Annotated in this window: 18 protein-coding genes and 1 other RNA gene; 10 read left to right on the forward strand and 9 right to left on the reverse strand. The window is 74.7% G+C overall.

Annotated elements, in window-relative coordinates:
- The first annotated feature begins 57 nt into the window (after positions 1-57).
- Together rnpB and J116_RS20530 are read left to right on the forward strand one after the other, a co-directional pair.
- Positions 58-458: RNase P RNA component class A (gene rnpB / locus J116_RS20525), an RNA gene on the forward strand.
- Between the two features lie 214 nt (positions 459-672).
- Entirely contained in the window at positions 673-1,803 is a 1,131-nt protein-coding gene (locus tag J116_RS20530) for an amidase family protein (RefSeq protein WP_023588950.1), read from the forward strand.
- 12 nt (positions 1,804-1,815) lie between these two features.
- Here J116_RS20530 and J116_RS20535 read toward each other — a convergent pair whose 3' ends face one another.
- Positions 1,816-2,040: a hypothetical protein gene (locus tag J116_RS20535; RefSeq protein ID WP_139140501.1), complete on the reverse strand. Its 225-nt coding sequence runs from the start codon at positions 2,038-2,040 to the stop codon at positions 1,816-1,818.
- A 92-nt stretch (positions 2,041-2,132) separates the two neighbouring features.
- On the opposite strand from J116_RS20535, the gene J116_RS20540 reads away from it, so the two are divergent.
- Positions 2,133-2,855 carry a hypothetical protein gene (locus J116_RS20540; RefSeq protein WP_139140502.1) on the forward strand — a complete coding sequence of 241 codons (723 nt, stop codon included), beginning with the start codon at positions 2,133-2,135 and terminating at the stop codon, positions 2,853-2,855.
- A 12-nt stretch (positions 2,856-2,867) separates the two neighbouring features.
- On the opposite strand, the gene J116_RS20545 is transcribed toward J116_RS20540, so the two are convergent.
- On the reverse strand, positions 2,868-3,779 hold the full coding sequence (locus J116_RS20545) for a PhzF family phenazine biosynthesis protein (RefSeq protein ID WP_023588953.1): 912 nt from the start codon (positions 3,777-3,779) through the stop codon (positions 2,868-2,870).
- A 148-nt stretch (positions 3,780-3,927) separates the two neighbouring features.
- The gene (locus tag J116_RS20550) at positions 3,928-4,737 is read right to left on the reverse strand and encodes an SDR family oxidoreductase (protein ID WP_023588954.1); all 810 of its coding nucleotides are present in this window, start codon (positions 4,735-4,737) and stop codon (positions 3,928-3,930) included.
- Between the two features lie 96 nt (positions 4,738-4,833).
- Here J116_RS20550 and J116_RS20555 point away from each other — a divergent pair, with 96 nt between their 5' ends.
- The 3 genes from J116_RS20555 (at position 4,834) to J116_RS20565 (ending at position 9,042) form a co-directional block, all read left to right on the forward strand.
- Complete coding sequence (locus J116_RS20555; protein WP_023588955.1) at positions 4,834-6,456, forward strand: alkaline phosphatase D family protein; 1,623 nt, start codon at positions 4,834-4,836, stop codon at positions 6,454-6,456.
- A 226-nt stretch (positions 6,457-6,682) separates the two neighbouring features.
- On the forward strand, positions 6,683-8,041 hold the full coding sequence (locus J116_RS20560; RefSeq protein WP_023588956.1) for a Bcr/CflA family multidrug efflux MFS transporter: 1,359 nt from the start codon (positions 6,683-6,685) through the stop codon (positions 8,039-8,041).
- The gene (locus J116_RS20565; protein ID WP_028964324.1) at positions 8,038-9,042 is read left to right on the forward strand and encodes a small ribosomal subunit Rsm22 family protein; all 1,005 of its coding nucleotides are present in this window, start codon (positions 8,038-8,040) and stop codon (positions 9,040-9,042) included. The genes J116_RS20560 and J116_RS20565 overlap by 4 nt, the downstream gene beginning before the upstream one ends.
- Before the next feature lie 46 nt (positions 9,043-9,088).
- Here the strand turns inward: J116_RS20565 and ddaH are convergent, their stop codons facing one another.
- Positions 9,089-9,925 carry a dimethylargininase gene (gene ddaH, locus J116_RS20570; RefSeq protein WP_023588958.1) on the reverse strand — a complete coding sequence of 279 codons (837 nt, stop codon included), beginning with the start codon at positions 9,923-9,925 and terminating at the stop codon, positions 9,089-9,091.
- A gap of 175 nt (positions 9,926-10,100) precedes the next feature.
- Here ddaH and J116_RS20575 point away from each other — a divergent pair, with 175 nt between their 5' ends.
- Positions 10,101-10,763: a TetR/AcrR family transcriptional regulator gene (locus tag J116_RS20575; protein WP_023588959.1), complete on the forward strand. Its 663-nt coding sequence runs from the start codon at positions 10,101-10,103 to the stop codon at positions 10,761-10,763.
- A gap of 34 nt (positions 10,764-10,797) precedes the next feature.
- On the opposite strand, the gene J116_RS20580 is transcribed toward J116_RS20575, so the two are convergent.
- On the reverse strand, positions 10,798-11,331 hold the full coding sequence (locus tag J116_RS20580; protein WP_023588960.1) for a DUF7822 domain-containing protein: 534 nt from the start codon (positions 11,329-11,331) through the stop codon (positions 10,798-10,800).
- Positions 11,332-11,624: 293 nt separating this feature from the next.
- Between J116_RS20580 and J116_RS20585 the strand changes: the two genes are divergently transcribed.
- On the forward strand, positions 11,625-12,374 hold the full coding sequence (locus J116_RS20585) for a bifunctional DNA primase/polymerase (RefSeq protein ID WP_023588961.1): 750 nt from the start codon (positions 11,625-11,627) through the stop codon (positions 12,372-12,374).
- Positions 12,375-12,462: 88 nt separating this feature from the next.
- On the opposite strand, the gene J116_RS20590 is transcribed toward J116_RS20585, so the two are convergent.
- Complete coding sequence (locus J116_RS20590; protein ID WP_023588962.1) at positions 12,463-13,380, reverse strand: hypothetical protein; 918 nt, start codon at positions 13,378-13,380, stop codon at positions 12,463-12,465.
- A complete protein-coding gene (locus tag J116_RS28760) occupies positions 13,334-14,293 on the reverse strand; it encodes an FTR1 family protein (protein WP_028964325.1) in 960 nt (319 codons plus the stop codon). The genes J116_RS20590 and J116_RS28760 overlap by 47 nt, the downstream gene beginning before the upstream one ends.
- 141 nt (positions 14,294-14,434) lie before the next feature.
- Here J116_RS28760 and J116_RS20595 point away from each other — a divergent pair, with 141 nt between their 5' ends.
- The gene (locus tag J116_RS20595; RefSeq protein ID WP_023588964.1) at positions 14,435-15,109 is read left to right on the forward strand and encodes a PhzF family phenazine biosynthesis protein; all 675 of its coding nucleotides are present in this window, start codon (positions 14,435-14,437) and stop codon (positions 15,107-15,109) included.
- Positions 15,110-15,189: 80 nt separating this feature from the next.
- Here J116_RS20595 and J116_RS20600 read toward each other — a convergent pair whose 3' ends face one another.
- Together J116_RS20600 and map are read right to left on the reverse strand one after the other, a co-directional pair.
- On the reverse strand, positions 15,190-15,855 hold the full coding sequence (locus J116_RS20600) for a biliverdin-producing heme oxygenase (RefSeq protein WP_023588965.1): 666 nt from the start codon (positions 15,853-15,855) through the stop codon (positions 15,190-15,192).
- Between the two features lie 82 nt (positions 15,856-15,937).
- Positions 15,938-16,795 carry a type I methionyl aminopeptidase gene (gene map / locus J116_RS20605; RefSeq protein WP_023588966.1) on the reverse strand — a complete coding sequence of 286 codons (858 nt, stop codon included), beginning with the start codon at positions 16,793-16,795 and terminating at the stop codon, positions 15,938-15,940.
- A 56-nt stretch (positions 16,796-16,851) separates the two neighbouring features.
- On the opposite strand from map, the gene J116_RS20610 reads away from it, so the two are divergent.
- Complete coding sequence (locus J116_RS20610) at positions 16,852-17,094, forward strand: hypothetical protein (protein ID WP_023588967.1); 243 nt, start codon at positions 16,852-16,854, stop codon at positions 17,092-17,094.
- Positions 17,095-17,097: the final 3 nt, after the last annotated feature.

Consider the following 17,097-nt stretch of genomic DNA (forward strand, 5'->3'; position numbering starts at 1 on the left):
ACGCCGCGACAAGGTCAAGGGCGCGGGCGGGACGGGTACCATGGTCGGCACGGCAGACGAGCCGGGCGGACGGCCGCGTGGGGACCCTCAGGGGCCCTCCCGAGGAACGTCCGGGCTCCACAGGGCAGGGTGGTGGGTAACGCCCACCCGGGGTGACCCGCGGGACAGTGCCACAGAAAGCAGACCGCCGGGGGCCTCGGCCCTCGGTAAGGGTGAAACGGTGGTGTAAGAGACCACCAGTGCCCAGGGTGACCTGGGCAGCTAGGTAAACCCCACCCGGAGCAAGGTCAAGAGGAAGCACTCCGGTGCTTCTGCGCGGACGTTCGAGGGCTGCCCGCCCGAGTCCGCGGGTAGACCGCACGAGACCGGCGGCAACGCCGGTCCTAGATGGATGGCCGTCACCCCGACGACCGCGAGGTCCCGGGGAACAGAACCCGGCGTACAGCCCGACTCGTCTGCCGCTTCATGCGGCTTCGCCTGCGCCTTGGGCGCCTTCTCCTTGAGCGCGTTCCCCGCCGGGGAAGAATCCGGGGAGCGCCGCCGACGGGGGAGTACACGGCCGACCGCGCCCGCGACCGGGGGCATCTGCCGGAAGCGCCCGCGTCGTTCCCTTCCGGGCTTCCCGGTCCGGCGGCGGTGACGCGGACGGCCAGGGCCTTCGAGGGGGATGCGATGGAGCACGTCGGGCGGATCGCCGCGGCCGTGCGGGCGCGGGAGGTGTCGGCGGTAGAGGTCGTGTCGGGCGCTCTGCGGCGGATCGAGCGGGGCGATCCCGCGCTGTGCGCGTTCGCCGAGGTGTGGGACGGGGACGCGCTCGGGTGGGCGCGGGAGGTGGACGCGCGGGTCGCGGGCGGGGAGGCACTGGCGCTCGCCGGGGTGCCCATCGGCGTCAAGGGGCGGTACGGGCTGCGCGCGGCGGAAGCCCTGGTCGCGGCCGGGTGCGTGCCCGTGGGCGCCACGGCCGTGCCCGGCAGCGGGACGGCCTGGCAGACCTGGGGGCTCGGGCGGCACGGGCGGACCGTCAACCCGTGGCGGGCCGACCGTACGCCCGGCGGCTCCTCGGCGGGTTCCGCCGCGGCCGTGGCGGCGGGGCTCGTCCCACTGGCGACGGGCAGCGACGGCGCCGGCTCGGTGCGGATACCCGCTGCCTGGTGCGGGGTCGTCGGGCTCAAGGCGACCAACGGCCGCTTGCCCTCCCGGGACCGTACGGGCCTCGCGGCGGGCGGCGTCCTGGTCCGGTCGGCCGTGGACGCGGGGGCGTACTGGCGTGTGGTCGCCGGGGAGACCGCCGCGGAGGCGCCCGCGGGCGGGCTCGCGGCCGTCTGGTCGCCGGACCTCGGCTTCGCGGACGTCGACCCCGAACCGCTCGCCCTCGCGTACGGCGCCGCCCGGCGGCTCGTCGCCGCGTGCGGGGCGCGGCTGCTGCGGCCGTACCCGCTGCGGCTCGAAGACCCCGCGCCCGCATGGCTCGCGCTGCGGGCGGCGAAGGCGGCGCCCGCCGAGCGTGCGGCGGCCGATCGTGTCCGGCAGGCCAACGACCGGCGGCTGGACGAGCTGTTCCAGCGCGCCGATCTGCTGCTGACGCCGACCACGCCGGGCCCGCCGCACGGCCACGCCGGGCCGGGCGAGCGGTACTCGACGGCCTTGACGTGGGCGTTCAACCTGAGCGGGCACCCCGCGGTCAGCCTCCCCGCCGGATTCGGCTCCGACGGCTGCCCGTTGGGCCTCCAGGTCGTCGCCCGGCACGGCGAGGAAGCGCTCCTGCTGGCCGCCGCCCTCGCTTTCGAGTCGGCCGGGGCGTAGGCGGAGAGGCCGTCAGAAGACCGGCCAGTGGATCAGGAAGACGATGACGTCCAGGGCCATCAGCCCTCCGAGGCCGCATTCCCCGCATCCACCCCCGCCGCTGTTGCCGGTGCCTCCGCCTCCGCCGCCCGTCGAGGCCTCGCGTTGGCGTTCGCGTTCGGCCTTCTGGACGCCCTGGGCGATGGCCTTCCCCAGCTCCTTCTTCTCCTTCCAGTCCATGCGTCTGTCCCCGTTCATGACATGGAGGAGAACTCCATACCCTTGCGTATGGCGGCGTGGGAGTCGACCGGAAATCCGTCACGCGCCGCCCGCCGTGTTGAATGACCACCGTGGTGACTTGGGCCGAGGCGTACGACTGTTACGGGGAGACCCGGCGCGTCCCGGAGCTGCTGGGGCGCGTGGGGCGGGAAGGCGGCGCCGATGCCTGGGAGGAGCTGTATCGGCGGTTGGTGCTGGAGTGCGACATGGTGTTCCCGGCGAGCTTCGCCGCGCTGCCGCGCCTCGTGCGGCTTGCCTCGCGGAGCGCGCTGCCGCGCGGGCTCGCCGGGGCCATCGTGCGGGGCGCCGCCGGGCCGCACGGCTGCGACGAGCTGTTCGCGCGCTGCTCCGGGGCGGTCGCCGAACTGGGTGAGGTGCTGGACCGGCACCTCGCGGCCCGGCCCGCCGACTACCTGCCGGCCTTTCTCGACCTGCTCGCCGTGCGGGGGGAGTACCACTGGAGCGCCGTCCTCGGGGACTTCTCCGACGACTTCTACGAGGTCGCCTGCCCTCACTGCGCCACGGACGTGACCATCGCCATCGGCGTCCACGGGCGGTACTCGGCGCTCCGGGACTGGCAACGGGGCGACGTGGACCGGCGCCCCCTCCGGCCGGCCGGCCCCGAGGGCCTCGCGGGCGCCGGGCGGTGGATGTACGCGACCGCCGTACGGGACGGGCACGGCGCGCTCGCCGACGGGATCGTCCAGCTCTTCGGGCGGGCCGAGTGTCCCCGGTGCGCGAGTGTCTTCGGCGTCGCGGACGAGTACGCCGCCGCCCACCGCCCCGTCATGTGAACGGCCGCCGCGCTACCGCATCCGCGCGCCCGTGCCCGAGACGCGTACGCGCGGGTCCGACGGGCGCAGCTCGACCGTCAGTTCCGCCGGGCGGCCCATGTCCTCGCCCTGGTGCAGGGTGAGCACCGACGCCTCCGGGACCAGGCCCAGTTCGCGGGCGTACGCGCCGAAGGCCGCCGCCGCGGCGCCCGTCGCCGGGTCCTCCACCACCCCGCCCACCGGGAACGGGTCCCGGACGTGGAACACCGTGTCCGACGCCCGCCACACGAGCTGAACGGTCGTCAGGTCAAGGCGCAGCATCAGCGACTTCAGCCGCTCGAAGTCGTACCGCAGGTCCGCAAGCCGCTCCCGCGACGCCGCCGCCAGCACCAGGTGCCGGGCGCCCGCGAACGCGACGCGCGGCGGCAGCGCCGGGTCCAGGTCGCCCGACGGCCAGTCCAGCGCGGCCAGCGCCTCCGCCACGTCCTCGGCGGCGGCCTCCTGGACGTACGGCTCCACGCTGGTCAGCGTCGCGCGCGGCGCCCCGTCCGCCACCGCCACCGACACCGGCACCGTGCCCGCCCGCGTCGCGAACAGCAGCTCGCCCGGCCCGGTCCGCTCGCCCAGCGCCACGGCCGCCGCGATCGTGGCGTGCCCGCAGAAGGGCACCTCCGCCACCGGGCTGAAGTACCGCACCGTGAACGCCCGGCCCTCGCCGCCCAGGTCCTCGGGTGGGGCCGTCAGGAACGCGCTCTCGCTGTAGCCGACTTCCGCCGCGACCGCCAGCATCTCCGCGTCGCTCATCCCGGACGCGTCCAGGACGACCCCGGCCGGGTTCCCGCCCTCCGGGTCCGCCGAGAACGCGGTGTAGTGGAGGACCTCCGGGGCCGGGGGGTCCAGAGGGGCGGGGGAGTGGGGCTGCGGTGTGCGCTCGGTGTTCGTCATGGGAGGCACAACCCCGGTGCGCCCGCCCCTTGTTCCCCCGTACCCCTGATGGCCGCACCCGTTCGCGCCTCACCCCGTAGCCCGCGCCCCCCGTGCGCACCCGCGCCCCCTCCGTACGGGCCCCCGCGCCCCCCGTACGGGCCCGCCCTCACCCCCGCCCCAGGTACGGCATCCCCGTCGCCATCACCGTCACGAACGGGATGTTCGCCTCCAGCGGCAGCGACGCCATGTGGACCACCGTCCGCGCCACGTCCGCCGCGTCCATCACCGGCTCCGGGGCCAGCGTGCCGTTGGCTTGCAGGATGCCCTCCTCCATGCGGCGGGTCATCTCGGTCGCCGCGTTGCCGATGTCGATCTGCCCGCACGCGATGCCGTACGCGCGCCCGTCCAGCGCCAGGGACCTGGTCAGGCCCGTGATCGCGTGCTTCGTCGCCGTGTACGCCACCGAGTGCGGGCGCGGCACGTGCGCCGAGATCGAGCCGTTGTTGACGATCCGCCCGCCGCGCGGCGACTGCTCCTTCATCTGCCGGTACGCCGCCTGTGCGCACAGGAACGCCCCGGTCAGGTTGACGTCCACCACCTGCCGCCACGTCTCCGGGGCCAGGTCCTCGACGGGCGTGCCGCCCCCGGCGAACGAGCCCGCGTTGTTGAACAGCAGGTCCAGCCGCCCGTACCGCTCCCGTACCGCCGCGAACAGCGCCGCCACCTCGTCCGGCGACGTCACGTCCGTCGGCACGCACAGCACCTCGCGAGCGGCACCGCCCGCCCCCGCCCCGGACGAAGCCCCCGACGCCGCCCCCGGCGACGCGCGGACCAGATCCGCCGTGCCCTCCAGGGCCTCCGCGCGCCGCCCCGCCAGGGCGAGCGACCAGCCCGCCTCCGCCAGCGCCACCGCCACACTCCGGCCGATCCCCGAACCGGCCCCGGTCACCACCGCGATCCTCCGCACAGCGTCCATGGGCGCGCAGCGTACGGGACGGTCCGGCACCTGGACCTCACGCGCCCGCCATGCGGATGTTGTGTCCCGGACAATCCCACGCGGTGTACTTCCGCCATGACGTCCGACACCTCCGAACTCCGCGCAGCGGCCCGCCACTTCGGCAGACGAGGCCTCCTCGGCACGGGCGCCGCCGCCGCGCTCGCCTTCGCCGTCGGCATCCCGGCCGCGGGCGCGGCCCAGGCCGCCGAGCTCGACGAACGCCGCGTCACCGAGGACCCCTTCACGCTCGGTGTGGCCTCCGGCGACCCGCACGCCACGTCCGTCCTGCTGTGGACGCGCCTCGCGCCCCGCCCGTACGAGCCCGGCGGCGGCCTGCCCCCGGAGCGCGTCCCCGTCCACTGGGAGATCGCCCACGACGAGCGGTTCCGCCGCGTCGTCCGGCGCGGCCGCACCACCGCCCACCCCGAGTTCGACCACACCGTCCACGTCGAGGTCGCCCACCTCGATCCGGGCCGCGTCTACCACTACCGCTTCCGCACCGGCACCTGGACCAGCCCCACCGGCCGCACCCGCACCGCCCCGCACCCCGCGGCCCGCCCGGCCGAGCTGCGCATCGCCGCCGCGTCCTGCCAGGCGTACCACGACGGGTACTTCACCGCGTATCGCCACATCGCCGACGAGCCCGACCTCGCCGCCGTCGTCCACCTCGGCGACTACCTGTACGAGTACGCCGTCAACGCCACCGGCGGCGCCCGCGCCTACACCGACCGCCGCCTGCCCGCCCACTTCAACCGCGAGACGGTCACGCTGGAGGACTACCGCCTCCGCTACGCGCTCTACAAGACCGACCCGGACCTGCGTGCCGCGCACGCCGCGCACCCGTTCGTCGTCACCTGGGACGACCACGAGACGGAGAACAACTACGCGGGCGGCATCCCCGAGAACGGCGTGCCGCCCGAGGAGTTCCTGCTGCGCCGCGCCGCCGCGTACCGCGCGTACTGGGAGAACCAGCCGCTCCGGCTGCCCCAGCGGCCCACCGGCCCCGACATGCGGGTCCACCGGCGGCTGAGGTTCGGGAAGCTCGCCCAGTTCGACGTGCTCGACACCCGCCAGTACCGCTCCGACCAGGCGTACGGCGACGGCTGGCGCGTACCCGGACCGGACTCCGCGGACCCGTCGCGCACCATGCTCGGCGCCGAGCAGGAGCGCTGGCTCCTCGACGGCTGGCGCGCGTCGGACGCCCTGTGGAACGTCGTCCCGCAGCAGGTCGTCCTCGCCCAGCGGCGCAACGTGCCCCGCCCGGACTTCAAGGTCTCCATGGACGCCTGGGACGGCTACCCCGCCGCCCGCGCCCGCTTCCTCGACGGGGCGGCGGCAGCCGGGGTGGAGAACCTGGTCGTGCTCACCGGAGACGTCCACGTCGGGTACGCCCTCGACCTGAAGGCCGACTTCGACGACCCCTCCTCGCGGACGATCGGCACCGAACTCGTCGCCACCTCCATCAGCAGCGGCAAGGACGGTGCCGACCGGCCCGCCAACTGGACCGACCTGACCACCGCCAACCCGCACATGCGCTACTACAACGGGCGGCGCGGCTACCTCCGCGTCACCTTCGACGAGCGTCAGGCCCGCGCCGACTACCGGACCGTGAGCGCGGTCACCACCCCCGGCGCGCCCGTCACCACGGCCGCGTCCTTCGTCACGGAGGCGGGCGCCCCCGGCCTCCGGGAGGCGTAACCCCGTCCGGCCGGGCGCCCGCCTCACCCCGTCCGGCCGGGCGCCCGCCTCACCCCGTCCGGCCGGGCGCCCGCCTCACCCCGGGCGCCCGCCTCACACGCGGGCGCCCGGCACCCGCCTCAGCGCGGGGCGCCCGGCACCCGCCGAGCCGCCTTGTTCGATTGAGGTTTAAACCATCCGGGTGGAGCTGCGACCATAGGGGGCGCCACTCAGGACAGGAGACGACATGCCGGAGAGCGGCCCGACCACCCAGGGGCAGACCACCCACGGACCCATACCCACCCCCCGCGCCGAGACCGCGAACCCGGCCGCCCCGCCGCCCACCGCCGCGCCACCCAAGGCACCGCCGACCACCGCGCGCCGCGTGGGCCTGCTCGTCACCCTGGTCCTCGGCGGGCTCACCGCGCTGCCGCCGCTCTCCATGGACATGTACCTCCCCGCCCTCCCGGAGGTCACCCAGTCCCTGCGCTCCCCGGCCGCGACCGTGCAGCTCACCCTCACCGCCTGCCTCGCCGGCATGGCGCTCGGGCAGCTCGTCGTCGGGCCCATGAGCGACAAGTGGGGGCGCCGCCGCCCGCTCCTCATCGGCATGGTCGTGTACGTCATCGCCACGGCCGCCTGCGCCCTCGCGCCGAACGTCGGGCTGCTCGTCTCGTTCCGGCTGCTCCAGGGCCTGGCGGGCGCGGCGGGCATCGTCATCGCCCGCGCCGTCGTCCGCGACCTGTACGACGGCGTGGAGATGGCCCGGTTCTTCTCCACCCTCATGCTGATCTCCGGCGTCGCCCCGGTCGTCGCCCCGCTCATCGGCGCGCAGATCCTGCGGATCACGGACTGGCGGGGCGTCTTCCACGTCCTGACCGTCGTCGGCGTCCTGCTCACCCTCGTCGTGTGGAAGTGGCTCCACGAGACGCTGCCGCCCGCCCGGCGGCACGACGGCGGCGTGGGCTCCGCCCTGCGCACCATGCGCGGACTGCTCGCCGACCGCGTGTTCACCGGCTACATGCTGTCCGGCGGCTTCGCCTTCGCCGCCCTCTTCGCGTACATCAGCGCCTCGCCGTTCGTCGTTCAGGAGATCTACGGGGCGTCGCCGCAGACGTTCAGCCTCCTCTTCGGGATCAACTCCGTCGGGCTCGTCGCCGTCGGCCAGATCAACGGCAAGCTGCTCGTCGGCCGCGTCAGCCTCGACAAAGCCCTCGCCACCGGCCTCGCCGTGATCACCCTGGCCGCCGCCGCGCTGCTGGTGATGACCAGCGGCGCCCTGGGCGACGTCGGCCTCGTCCCCATCGCGGCCGGGCTGTTCGTCCTCATGTCGGCGATGGGCCTCGCCATGCCCAACACGAACGCGCAGGCCCTGATGCGCACCCCGCACGCCGCCGGGTCCGCGTCCGCGCTGCTCGGCACCTGCTCGTTCCTGGTCGGCGCGATCGCCTCGCCGCTCGTGGGCATCGCCGGGGAGCACACGGCCGTACCGATGGCCGTCGTCCAGCTCGTGTGCGCGCTCGCCGCCGTCGCCTGCTTCCTCGGGCTGTGCCGCCCCTGGCAGCGGACCGGCACCCCCGCGGGCCCGCCTACCATGGGCCGGTGAACGCGACCCTCCCGACCTCGGACGCCCTGCGCGCCGCCCTCGCCGGGCTGCTCGACGGGCTGCCGCCCACCAAGGCGGCGCAGGCCGTCGACCGGCTCATCGCGAGCTACCGCGGCACCACCCCCACCGACGCGCCCGTCCTGCGGGACCGCGCCGACGTCGCCGCGTACGCCGCGTACCGGATGCCCGCCACCTTCGAGGCGGTACGGTCCGCGCTGGCCGCCCTGCGCGCCGCCGCGCCCGACTGGCGGCCCGCCACCCACACCGACGTCGGCGGCGGCACGGGCGCGGCGAGCTGGGCGGTCGCCGAGGCGTGGGAGGACGACGAGGACGACCGGGCGCCCCGCACCACCGTCCTCGACTGGGCCGAGCCCGCCCTCGCCCTCGGCCGGGAGCTGGCCGCCGCGTCCGGCGTCCCCGGACTGCGCGCCGCCGAGTGGCGCCGCGCCCGCATCGGCGGGGCGCTGACGCTCGACCCGGTGGACCTCGTGACCGTCTCGTACGTGCTCAAGGAGCTGACCGGCACCGACCGGGACGCGCTCGTCGCCGAGGCCGCCCGCGCCGCGCGGGCCGTGGTGATCGTCGAGCCGGGCACCCCCGACGGGTACGAGCGGATCACCGCCGCCCGCGACCAGCTCGTCGCGGCCGGCCTGCGCGTCGCGGCGCCCTGCCCGCACAGCGCGGCCTGCCCGATCGTGCCGGGCAGCGACTGGTGCCACTTCTCGGCCCGCGTCAGCCGCTCGTCGCTGCACCGCCAGGTGAAGGGCGGCTCGCTGGCGTACGAGGACGAGAAGTTCGCGTACGTCGCCGCGGTCCGCTTCCCCGTGGAGCCCGCCGCCGCGCGGGTGGTGCGCAGGCCGCAGATCCGCAAGGGGCAGGTCCTGCTCGACCTGTGCACCGAGGCGGACGGCCTGCGCCGCGACACGGTCACCAAACGGCACGGCGCGCTCTACAAGGAGGCCCGGGACGCCGAGTGGGGAGACCCCTGGGACGGTTCCTGACGGGAGCGGGGCGGGCGGTCGTACGAACCCGCCCGCCCCGCCGCCGTCAGCCCGCCGCGCCCGGCGGCGTGCCCCGCAGCTCCTGGGTGCAGCACTTGACGCTGCCGCCGCCCTTGAGCAGCTCGCCCAGGTCCATCCCGATCGGCTCGAAGCCGCGCTTGCGCAGCGGCGTGAACAGCCCCACCGCGGTTTGCGGCAACAGCACGTGCCGCCCGTCGCTCACGGCGTTCAGGCCCAGGGCCGCCGCGTCCGCCTCCCCGGCGATCAGCGCGTCCGGGAACAGCCGCTCCAGCACCCGCCTGCTGCCCGGCGAGAACGCGCCCGGGTAGTACATGATCTCGTCGGCCGCCTCGTCCAGGACGCACAGCGCCGTGTCCAGGTGGTAGTAGCGCGGGTCCACCAGGTCCAGGCCGATCACCGGCCGCCCGAAGAACTCCTGGGCCTCGTCGCCCGCCAGGGACGTCGAGCGGAAGCCCCGCCCGGCCAGCAGGTACGAGGCCGTGACGGCGAAGTCGCCCTCGCCCTCGTTGACGTGCTCCGGCTCGTGGACGTCCGTGTAGCCGTGCGCGCGGAACCAGGCGCGGTGCGCCTCCGCCTCGGCCGTCCGCTCCGGGTACAGGAAGCGGGCGCCCAGCACCCGGCCGTCCACCACGGTGGCGCCGTTGGCGGCGAACACCATGTCGGGCAGACCGGCGCGCGGTTCCAGCAGCTCGACCGTGTGGCCGAGGGCCCGGTAGCGGTCCCGCAGGTCCTCCCACTGGGCGAGGGCGAGCGGGAGATCGACCGGTTTCGCCGGGTCCATCCACGGGTTGATGGAGTACGTCACCCTGAAGTGCGTGGGTGGGCACATCAGGTAGCGGCGGGGTGAAGCGTCACGAGGCAACGAAGGCTCCTCACGAACGACCGGTGCACGCGGGCTCGCGTGCACCGCCATGGTGCGCCGTGACACGCCCTTCGCGCATCGGACCGTACGGGTGGTTGGCCGGAGGTTCACCGGAGCGACCCGAGACGAGACGTATCGGTCCGCCCGCCCGGTGCGCCCTTGGTAGATTGCCGCCATGCCCGAGCCCCAGGCGGCGTCCCCCCGGACGCCCGACGCGACGCGCCGCAGCGAACGCTCCCGCCGCGCCATCTACGACGCCGCCCTCGCCCTCGTCACCGAGGTCGGGTACGCCAGGACGACCGTCGAGGGCATCGCCTCCCGGGCCGGGGTGGGCAAGCAGACGATCTACCGCTGGTGGCCGTCCAAGTCCGCCGTCCTCCTCGACGCGTACCTGGACCTCGCCGGACAGGCCGCCGCAGAGGCACAGGACGGGCAGGACGGGGCGGAGGCCGCCGGTCTCCCCGACACGGGCGACCTCGCCGCCGACCTCAGGGCCGTGCTGCGCGCCACCGTCGACGAGCTCAACGACCCCCGCTTCGAGGCACCCACCCGCGCCCTCACCGCCGAGGGCGTCGTCGATGGGGAGCTCGGCGCCCGGTTCGTGGAGCGGCTCCTCGAACCCCAGCTCCAGCTGTACGTGGACCGGCTCACCGCCGCCCGCGAGGCCGGCCAGGTACGGGACGGCGTGGACCCGCGCGTCGCCGTGGAACTGCTCGTCGGCCCGCTCACCCACCGCTGGCTGCTGCGCACCCGCCCGCTCACCCACGCCTACGCCGACGAACTGGTCGAGTACGCCCTCCACGGCATCGCCCCGCGCCAGGCCGTGGAGGGCGCATAGGGCCGGATCGCCCGGCAACGCGCCGCAGGCCCCGTCAGCAGGGGAAGGAGAAGTAGAGCGCCTCGCTGTAGAAGGACGCGAAGTGCCTCTGCCAGTCGGCTCGGACGGAGGCCAGCCAGTCGTCGTTCCGGCCGGCGATCGCCGCCTGCGCCTCGGCGACGGCGTCGGGGATGTCCTCGGACGCCAGACGCCGCACACTCGCTTCCGGATCGTCGTCCGTCATCGAGACGATCTCCCCGGTTTCGAGGACGAAGTACCTCGCCTGCTGCTTCTCCAGGTGGGCCGTGGTCCTGGCGACGCATTCGGCGAACCCGGGGTCGCCGTCCAGGCCCTTGCCGACCGCGTGCAGGAGGTCGCGGAGCAGGGCCGCCCCGGCTGCGTAGTCCGCGGCGATGCCGATCCGAGGGTTCCAGATCATGGACGGGACCACCGTCGTTCCGCGCCCCGCCAAGAGCTTGTGCGCGAGCGGGATGTCCCAGTTGTGCTCGGATACGCAGCGTATCCGCCGGGGGATCTCCGCCTCGTCGGGCATCGAGTCCGCGGAGTAGAGATAGGAACGGTTCGCCATGGCGGGGACGCTAGCAGCGGGGACCGACAACGCCGTGCCGTGCGTCACGAGGTGCGGGGCCGCCCCCGTGCCGGGGCGCAGCCCCCGTCGCGCCGGTGGCGCGTGGACCTCCTCACGGTGAACTAGAGACGAACGGCGGGCATACCAGGACGAAATCCGGCAAGTCGATGGGCTCAGGGGTCTTCCCCGCCTCGGCGGCCGTCCCCCGGTTGAGGAGTCCGGTCACCTGCGGCCCGCGATGGTGCGACCATGGCAGGGACCACAGGGGCTCGTATTCAGGTGTGAGGGGATAGATGGGCGACGGTATCGGCCGCTACCGCGGCACGGAGAGCAAACTCGCGCAGTGGCTGCGCCGCCGCCCGAGGAAATCCGCCGCCGACACCCCGAGCCGGGAGGAACTGCTCCTGGCCACCGCCGCCGCAGGACTGCCCCTCGCCCCCGCCGCGTATCCCGTCGGCTACCGCTGCTCGTGCGAGCGCATCGGCTGTCCCACCCCGGCCCGCCATCCCGTCTCCTTCGCCTGGCAGACGCAGTGCGCCACCGACCCGGAGCAGATCGAGCGGTGGGCGCGCAGCCAGCCGCAGGCCAACTTCATCACCGCGACCGGCATGGTCCACGACGTCCTGGACGTTCCGTTGGAGGCCGGTCGCGCCGCGTTGGAGCGGCTGCTCGCCGAGGGCGTCGACGTGGGCCCGGTCGCGGAGGCGGGGGACACGCTCGGCGGGGGCCGCGCGCTGTTCTTCACGGCCACGCGCGGCACGCCCGAGGACGAGGACGAGTGGTGGCCGTGCGAGCTGGACTGCCACCCCGAGACGATGGACGAGCACCCGGGCCTGCGCTGGCACTGCCGGGGCAGCTACGTCCTCGTACCGCCGGCGCGGCTGCCCGGCGACCGCGCGGTGGAGTGGGTACGGGGCCCCGAGCACCCGCTGCCCGACCCGCTGACCCTGCTGGAGGCGCTCACGGACGCCTGCGCCCGGCACGCCGAGCAGTACGACGACGAGCACGGCCACCACACGGTCGCCTGGCCGCTGAGCCGCTGAGCCGCTGAGCCGCTGAGCCGCTGGGCCTGCCGGGCGCTGGGCCACTGAGCCGCTGAGCCTGCCGGGGCGCCCGCCGGCGCGGCGTCCGTCAGGAGCCCTGGAGGGCCGTGACGCCCTGGAAGCGGTTGAGGATCGTCACACGGTCCTCGTCGGCCCCGCCCGGCTTCACCAGGGCGGTCAGGCTCGCCACCGACTCCCTGGTGAGCGTGTTGCGCACCTCGCCGGTGAGCAGCGGCTTCTCGTTCGCCGTCACCTTCGGCCGGTAGCCGTCGGCGGTGGTGGCCCGCTCGTAGATCCGGTTCGAGAAGAACACGAGCGCCCCGCCGTCCTCGGTGACCAGCCCCACGGGGGCGAACGCGCCCGTGTCCAGCGGCTGGTCGGCGAACTGGAGCGCGAGGCCGGGGCGGTTGGAGATCTTCGTGCGCTGGTCCCGCAGCCCCGAGGTGTGCGGGCCGTCCGCGAACACCTTCGGCTCCCCGGACTTCAGGTACGCGGCGTAGTCCCGGCTCAGGTCGCGGGGCGCCGCCGCCAGGGACGCGCCGTCCGCCGGGGCGGGCTCGGCCCAGCCGTCCGCGTCGGTCCGGAACGGCGGCACCTCGTCGGGGGCGAGGACCGCGAGGTGCGACGCCTCCCACATGGCGTCGGCGCTCTCGCGGACGAACAGCAGCAGCCACCGGTTGTCGTCCGGGCCGGTGTCGGTGTCCGTGTTGGAGTCGGCGTCGGCGACGAACCAGCGCGGCCATCCCGCCTTCTTGGGGATGACGTAGGTGACGTCGGTCAGCTCCAGCGGCCGGTGCTTCGGATTGCCGTCCGGGTGCGTCACCGAACGGACCTTCAGCCCCGCCTGGTTGATCGCGCCGAGCGAGCCGGTCACCCGGTGGGCGTCCAGCGTCGGGTCGTACGCCTCGTCGGCGGCGTTGTACGCCTCGGTGAAGTCCTTCAGCGCCTGCCCGGCCTCGTCACGCGTCGCCGCCGGTACGACCGCCAGCTCGCCGTGCACCGTCACACAGCCGCTCGCCGCCAGTGTCAGCGCCACCGCCGCCGCGACCGCCGACAGCGGCCCGCGGCCCCCGCGGACCAGGCCCCGACCCCGCCCCTTCACCAGTCCTCGCATCGGTTTTCTTCTGCTCCTCGACCCCGACCGGCACTGACCGACCGAACCCTACCGGGGACAGGGCGAGCACAAGCGCCGGGACCAGATACAGCACCCACACCGTGACCTGGAGCACCGACGGGTCGGGCGGCAGGTTGAACACGCCCTCCAGCACCGCCCCCGGCCAACGGTCGGGCGCCACCGCGCCGCCCAGGTCCACCGCCCGCCCCGCGAGCACCCCGCCCAGCGGGCCGCCGTCCTGGAGGTCGCGCACCCCCTGCGCCAGCACGCCCGCCGCGACGACCAGCAGCGCCCCGCCCGCCCACACGCGGAACCGGGCCGGGGCCAGCCGCCGTACGCCGAGGTGGGCCGCCCGGCCGGCGAGCGCCGCCGTCCCCAGGCCGAGCAGCACCACGCCCAGCGGGCCCGCCGAACCGGCCTCCTCCCGCGCCGCCCACACGGCCGCCCACAGGAACAGCGCCGTCGCCAGGCCCTCCCGCGCCACCACCAGGAACCCGGTCAGGCCCCCGAGCCGGCCGCCCGGTCCCCGCAGCACCGTCCAGGTGACGCACCCGGCCGCCGCCACCGACAGCACGCCCCCGGTCACCTTGACCGCCTCCGGCGTCAACTCCCTCTGCCCGTACGTGAACAGCCACCCCACGCCCAGCGCGAGCACGGCCGCCACGCCCGCACCCGCCCACAACTCCCGCCGCACGCCCCGCCGTTCGCTCCCGGCCCGGCCCTGGCCGAACCACGCGGCGAGCAGTCCGAGGAACAGGGCGGCCTCCAAGCCGCCGCGCAGCCCTGCGAGATGGGAGGCGAGCACGGGGAGCCTTTCGGTCGGTCCGGCGTACGGGCCCTCCGGCGACGTGCTCCGGTACGGGCTCAGGGGCCCCGCCACCGTACCGACCGGGCCGCCCCGCGCGGGCGGCCGCCCCAGGGCCCGGCGCCGTGCTTGAATGCCCCGGTGAACCCGGAGAACACTGCATTCGACGTCCTCGCCGTCTTCTGCGGCCCCGACGGGCGGCACGGCAACCGGCTCGGCGTCGCACGCGAGGGCCGGGCCTGCCCCGACGAGGCGTCCCGGCAGGCGCTCGCCAAGGAACTCGGGTTCAGCGAGACAGTGTTCGTGGACGACCCCGAGCGCGGCACCCTGGACATCTACACGCCCGGCACGCGGCTGCCGTTCGCGGGGCACCCCGTCGTCGGCGCGGCCTGGCTGCTCGACGTGGAGGTGCTGGACCTGGCGGTCGGCGAGGTGTGGGTGCGCCAGGACGGGGAGTTCACCTGGATCGAGGCGCGCGCCGAGTGGGCGCCGCCGCGCGCCCTGCGCCGGTACGGCTCCGCCGCCGAGGTGGAGGCGCTGGACGTGCCGCCGCCGGGGGAGTGGCTGTACGCGTGGGCGTGGGAGGACGAGGCGGCCGGACGGGTGCGCGCCCGGGCGTTCCCGGGGCGCGGCGACGGGATCGACGAGGACGAGGCGACGGGCGCGGCCGCCCTGCTGCTGACGGCCGAGCTGGGCCGGGCGCTGAACATCACGCAGGGCCGGGGCTCGCAGATCATGACGGCCCCGGGCCCGGACGGCGTGATCGAACTGGGCGGCCGCGTCCGCCGCCTCGGCACGGGCCCGGACACGTACTGAACCGCCGGGGCCGCGTACCGGCCGGTCTGGCGGCCCGGGCACGTGCCGAACCCGCCGCGCCCCGACCGCGCACGACGGGGTCACGCGCTGAGCGGGTACTCCTCGCCCAGCTCGCGGAAGACGGCCGTGTTGAAGGCGAAGGCGCGCTTGCACTCGTCCACGATCCGCTGCCGCTCCAGGTCGTCGGCGTTCACCGCGTCCAGCAGCGCCCGGTACCGCCGCTTGAACGCCGCCGGGTTGTCGATCGTGTCGAACACGTAGAAGCGGACGCCGTCGCCCTTGCGCGCGAAGCCCCACTGGCGCTCGGCCCGGTCGCGGATGACCTGCCCGCCGGACAGGTCGCCCAGGTAGCGCGTGTAGTGGTGGGCGACATACCCGGCGGGCCAGGTGCGGGCGCACTCCTCGACGCGGGCGGCGTACGCGGCGGTCGAGGGCAGCGGCGCGACGCGGGACCGCCAGTCCGCGCCCATCAGGTGCGCGAGGTCCCGCTCCAGCTCGGCCGTGCGGTACAGCTCGGGCCGTATGAAGGGCCCGGCGACCGGGTCGTCCGCCAGCCCGTCGGCGGCCTCCTCCAGCGCCCGGTACACGAACCACAGCTGCTCCGTGTAGCGGGCGAAGGCCTCCACGCCCAGGCGCCCCCCGAGCAGGTCGCTCATGAAGGTCGAGGTCTCGGCCTCGGTGTGCGCCTCGTGGGAGGCGGTGCGGATGAGCGTCGAGAAGGGGGTGGCGGTGGCGCTGGCGTCCAAGGCGGGCCTCCGGAGGACCGATGGGGCGGGAAGCCAGATGCTTCCCGACGACCTGTCGGTAAAACCGTACCCCCTGGCCGTGTCAGGGCAAGGTGAGGATTTCGGCCCCGCTCTCCGTCACCACGAGCGTGTGCTCGAACTGCGCGGTCCGCTTGCGGTCCTTCGTCACGACCGTCCAGCCGTCCTCCCACATGTCGTACTCGTGGGTGCCCAGCGTCAGCATCGGCTCGATCGTGAACGTCATGCCCGGCCGCATCACGGTCGTGGCGTGCGGGGCGTCGTAGTGCGGGATGATCAGACCGGAGTGGAACGACGAGTTGATGCCGTGGCCGGTGAAGTCCCGCACGACGCCGTAGCCGAAGCGCTTGGCGTACGACTCGATGACCCGCCCGATGACGTTGACCTGCCGGCCCGGCTTCACGGCCTTGATCGCCCGGTTGAGCGCCTCGCGGGTCCGCTCCACCAGCAGCCGCGACTCCTCGTCCACGTCGCCGCACAGGTAGGTGGCGTTGTTGTCGCCGTGCACACCGTGGATGTACGCGGTGACGTCCAGGTTCACGATGTCGCCGTCCTTCAGGACGGTCGAGTCGGGGATGCCGTGGCAGATGACCTCGTTGACCGAGGCGCACAGCGACTTGGGGAAGCCCCGGTAGCCGAGCGTCGAGGGATACGCCCCGTGGTCGCACATGTACTCGTGGGCGACGCGGTCCAGTTCGTCGGTCGTGACGCCGGGCGCGATGTGCTTGGCGGCCTCCTCCATCGCCCGGGCGGCGATGCGGCCCGCGATCCGCATCCGCTCGATCGTGTCGGAGTCCTGGACCTCGGGGCCCTCGTACGGCTTCGGCGCCGGCTTCCCGACGTACTCGGGCCGCCGGATGGAACCGGGGACGGAACGGGTGGGGGACAGCTCCCCGGGGACGAGCAGCGACTGGCCAGACATGCCAGCGAGTCTAACCAGGCCCGGCGGGGCACGATGGCGTCAGAGGAAGGAGCGACATGGCCCTGTTCAAGAAGCGCACGGTGGGCAAACCGGGCGAGTGGTACTACTGCCTCCAGCACAAGAAGGTGGAGGAGGGACCCGAGTGCCCGGCGAAGGACCGCTTCGGCCCGTACGGGACCCCCGAGGAGGCCGCCCGCGCCATGGAGACCGCCCGCGACCGCAACGCCGAATGGGAGACGGACCCCCGCTGGCACGACACCCCGGACGGCACCCCGGACGAGGGGCGGCGCGAAACCTAGCCG

Origin of the sequence: Streptomyces thermolilacinus SPC6 (assembly GCF_000478605.2) — a bacterium.
Classification (GTDB): domain Bacteria; phylum Actinomycetota; class Actinomycetes; order Streptomycetales; family Streptomycetaceae; genus Streptomyces; species Streptomyces thermolilacinus.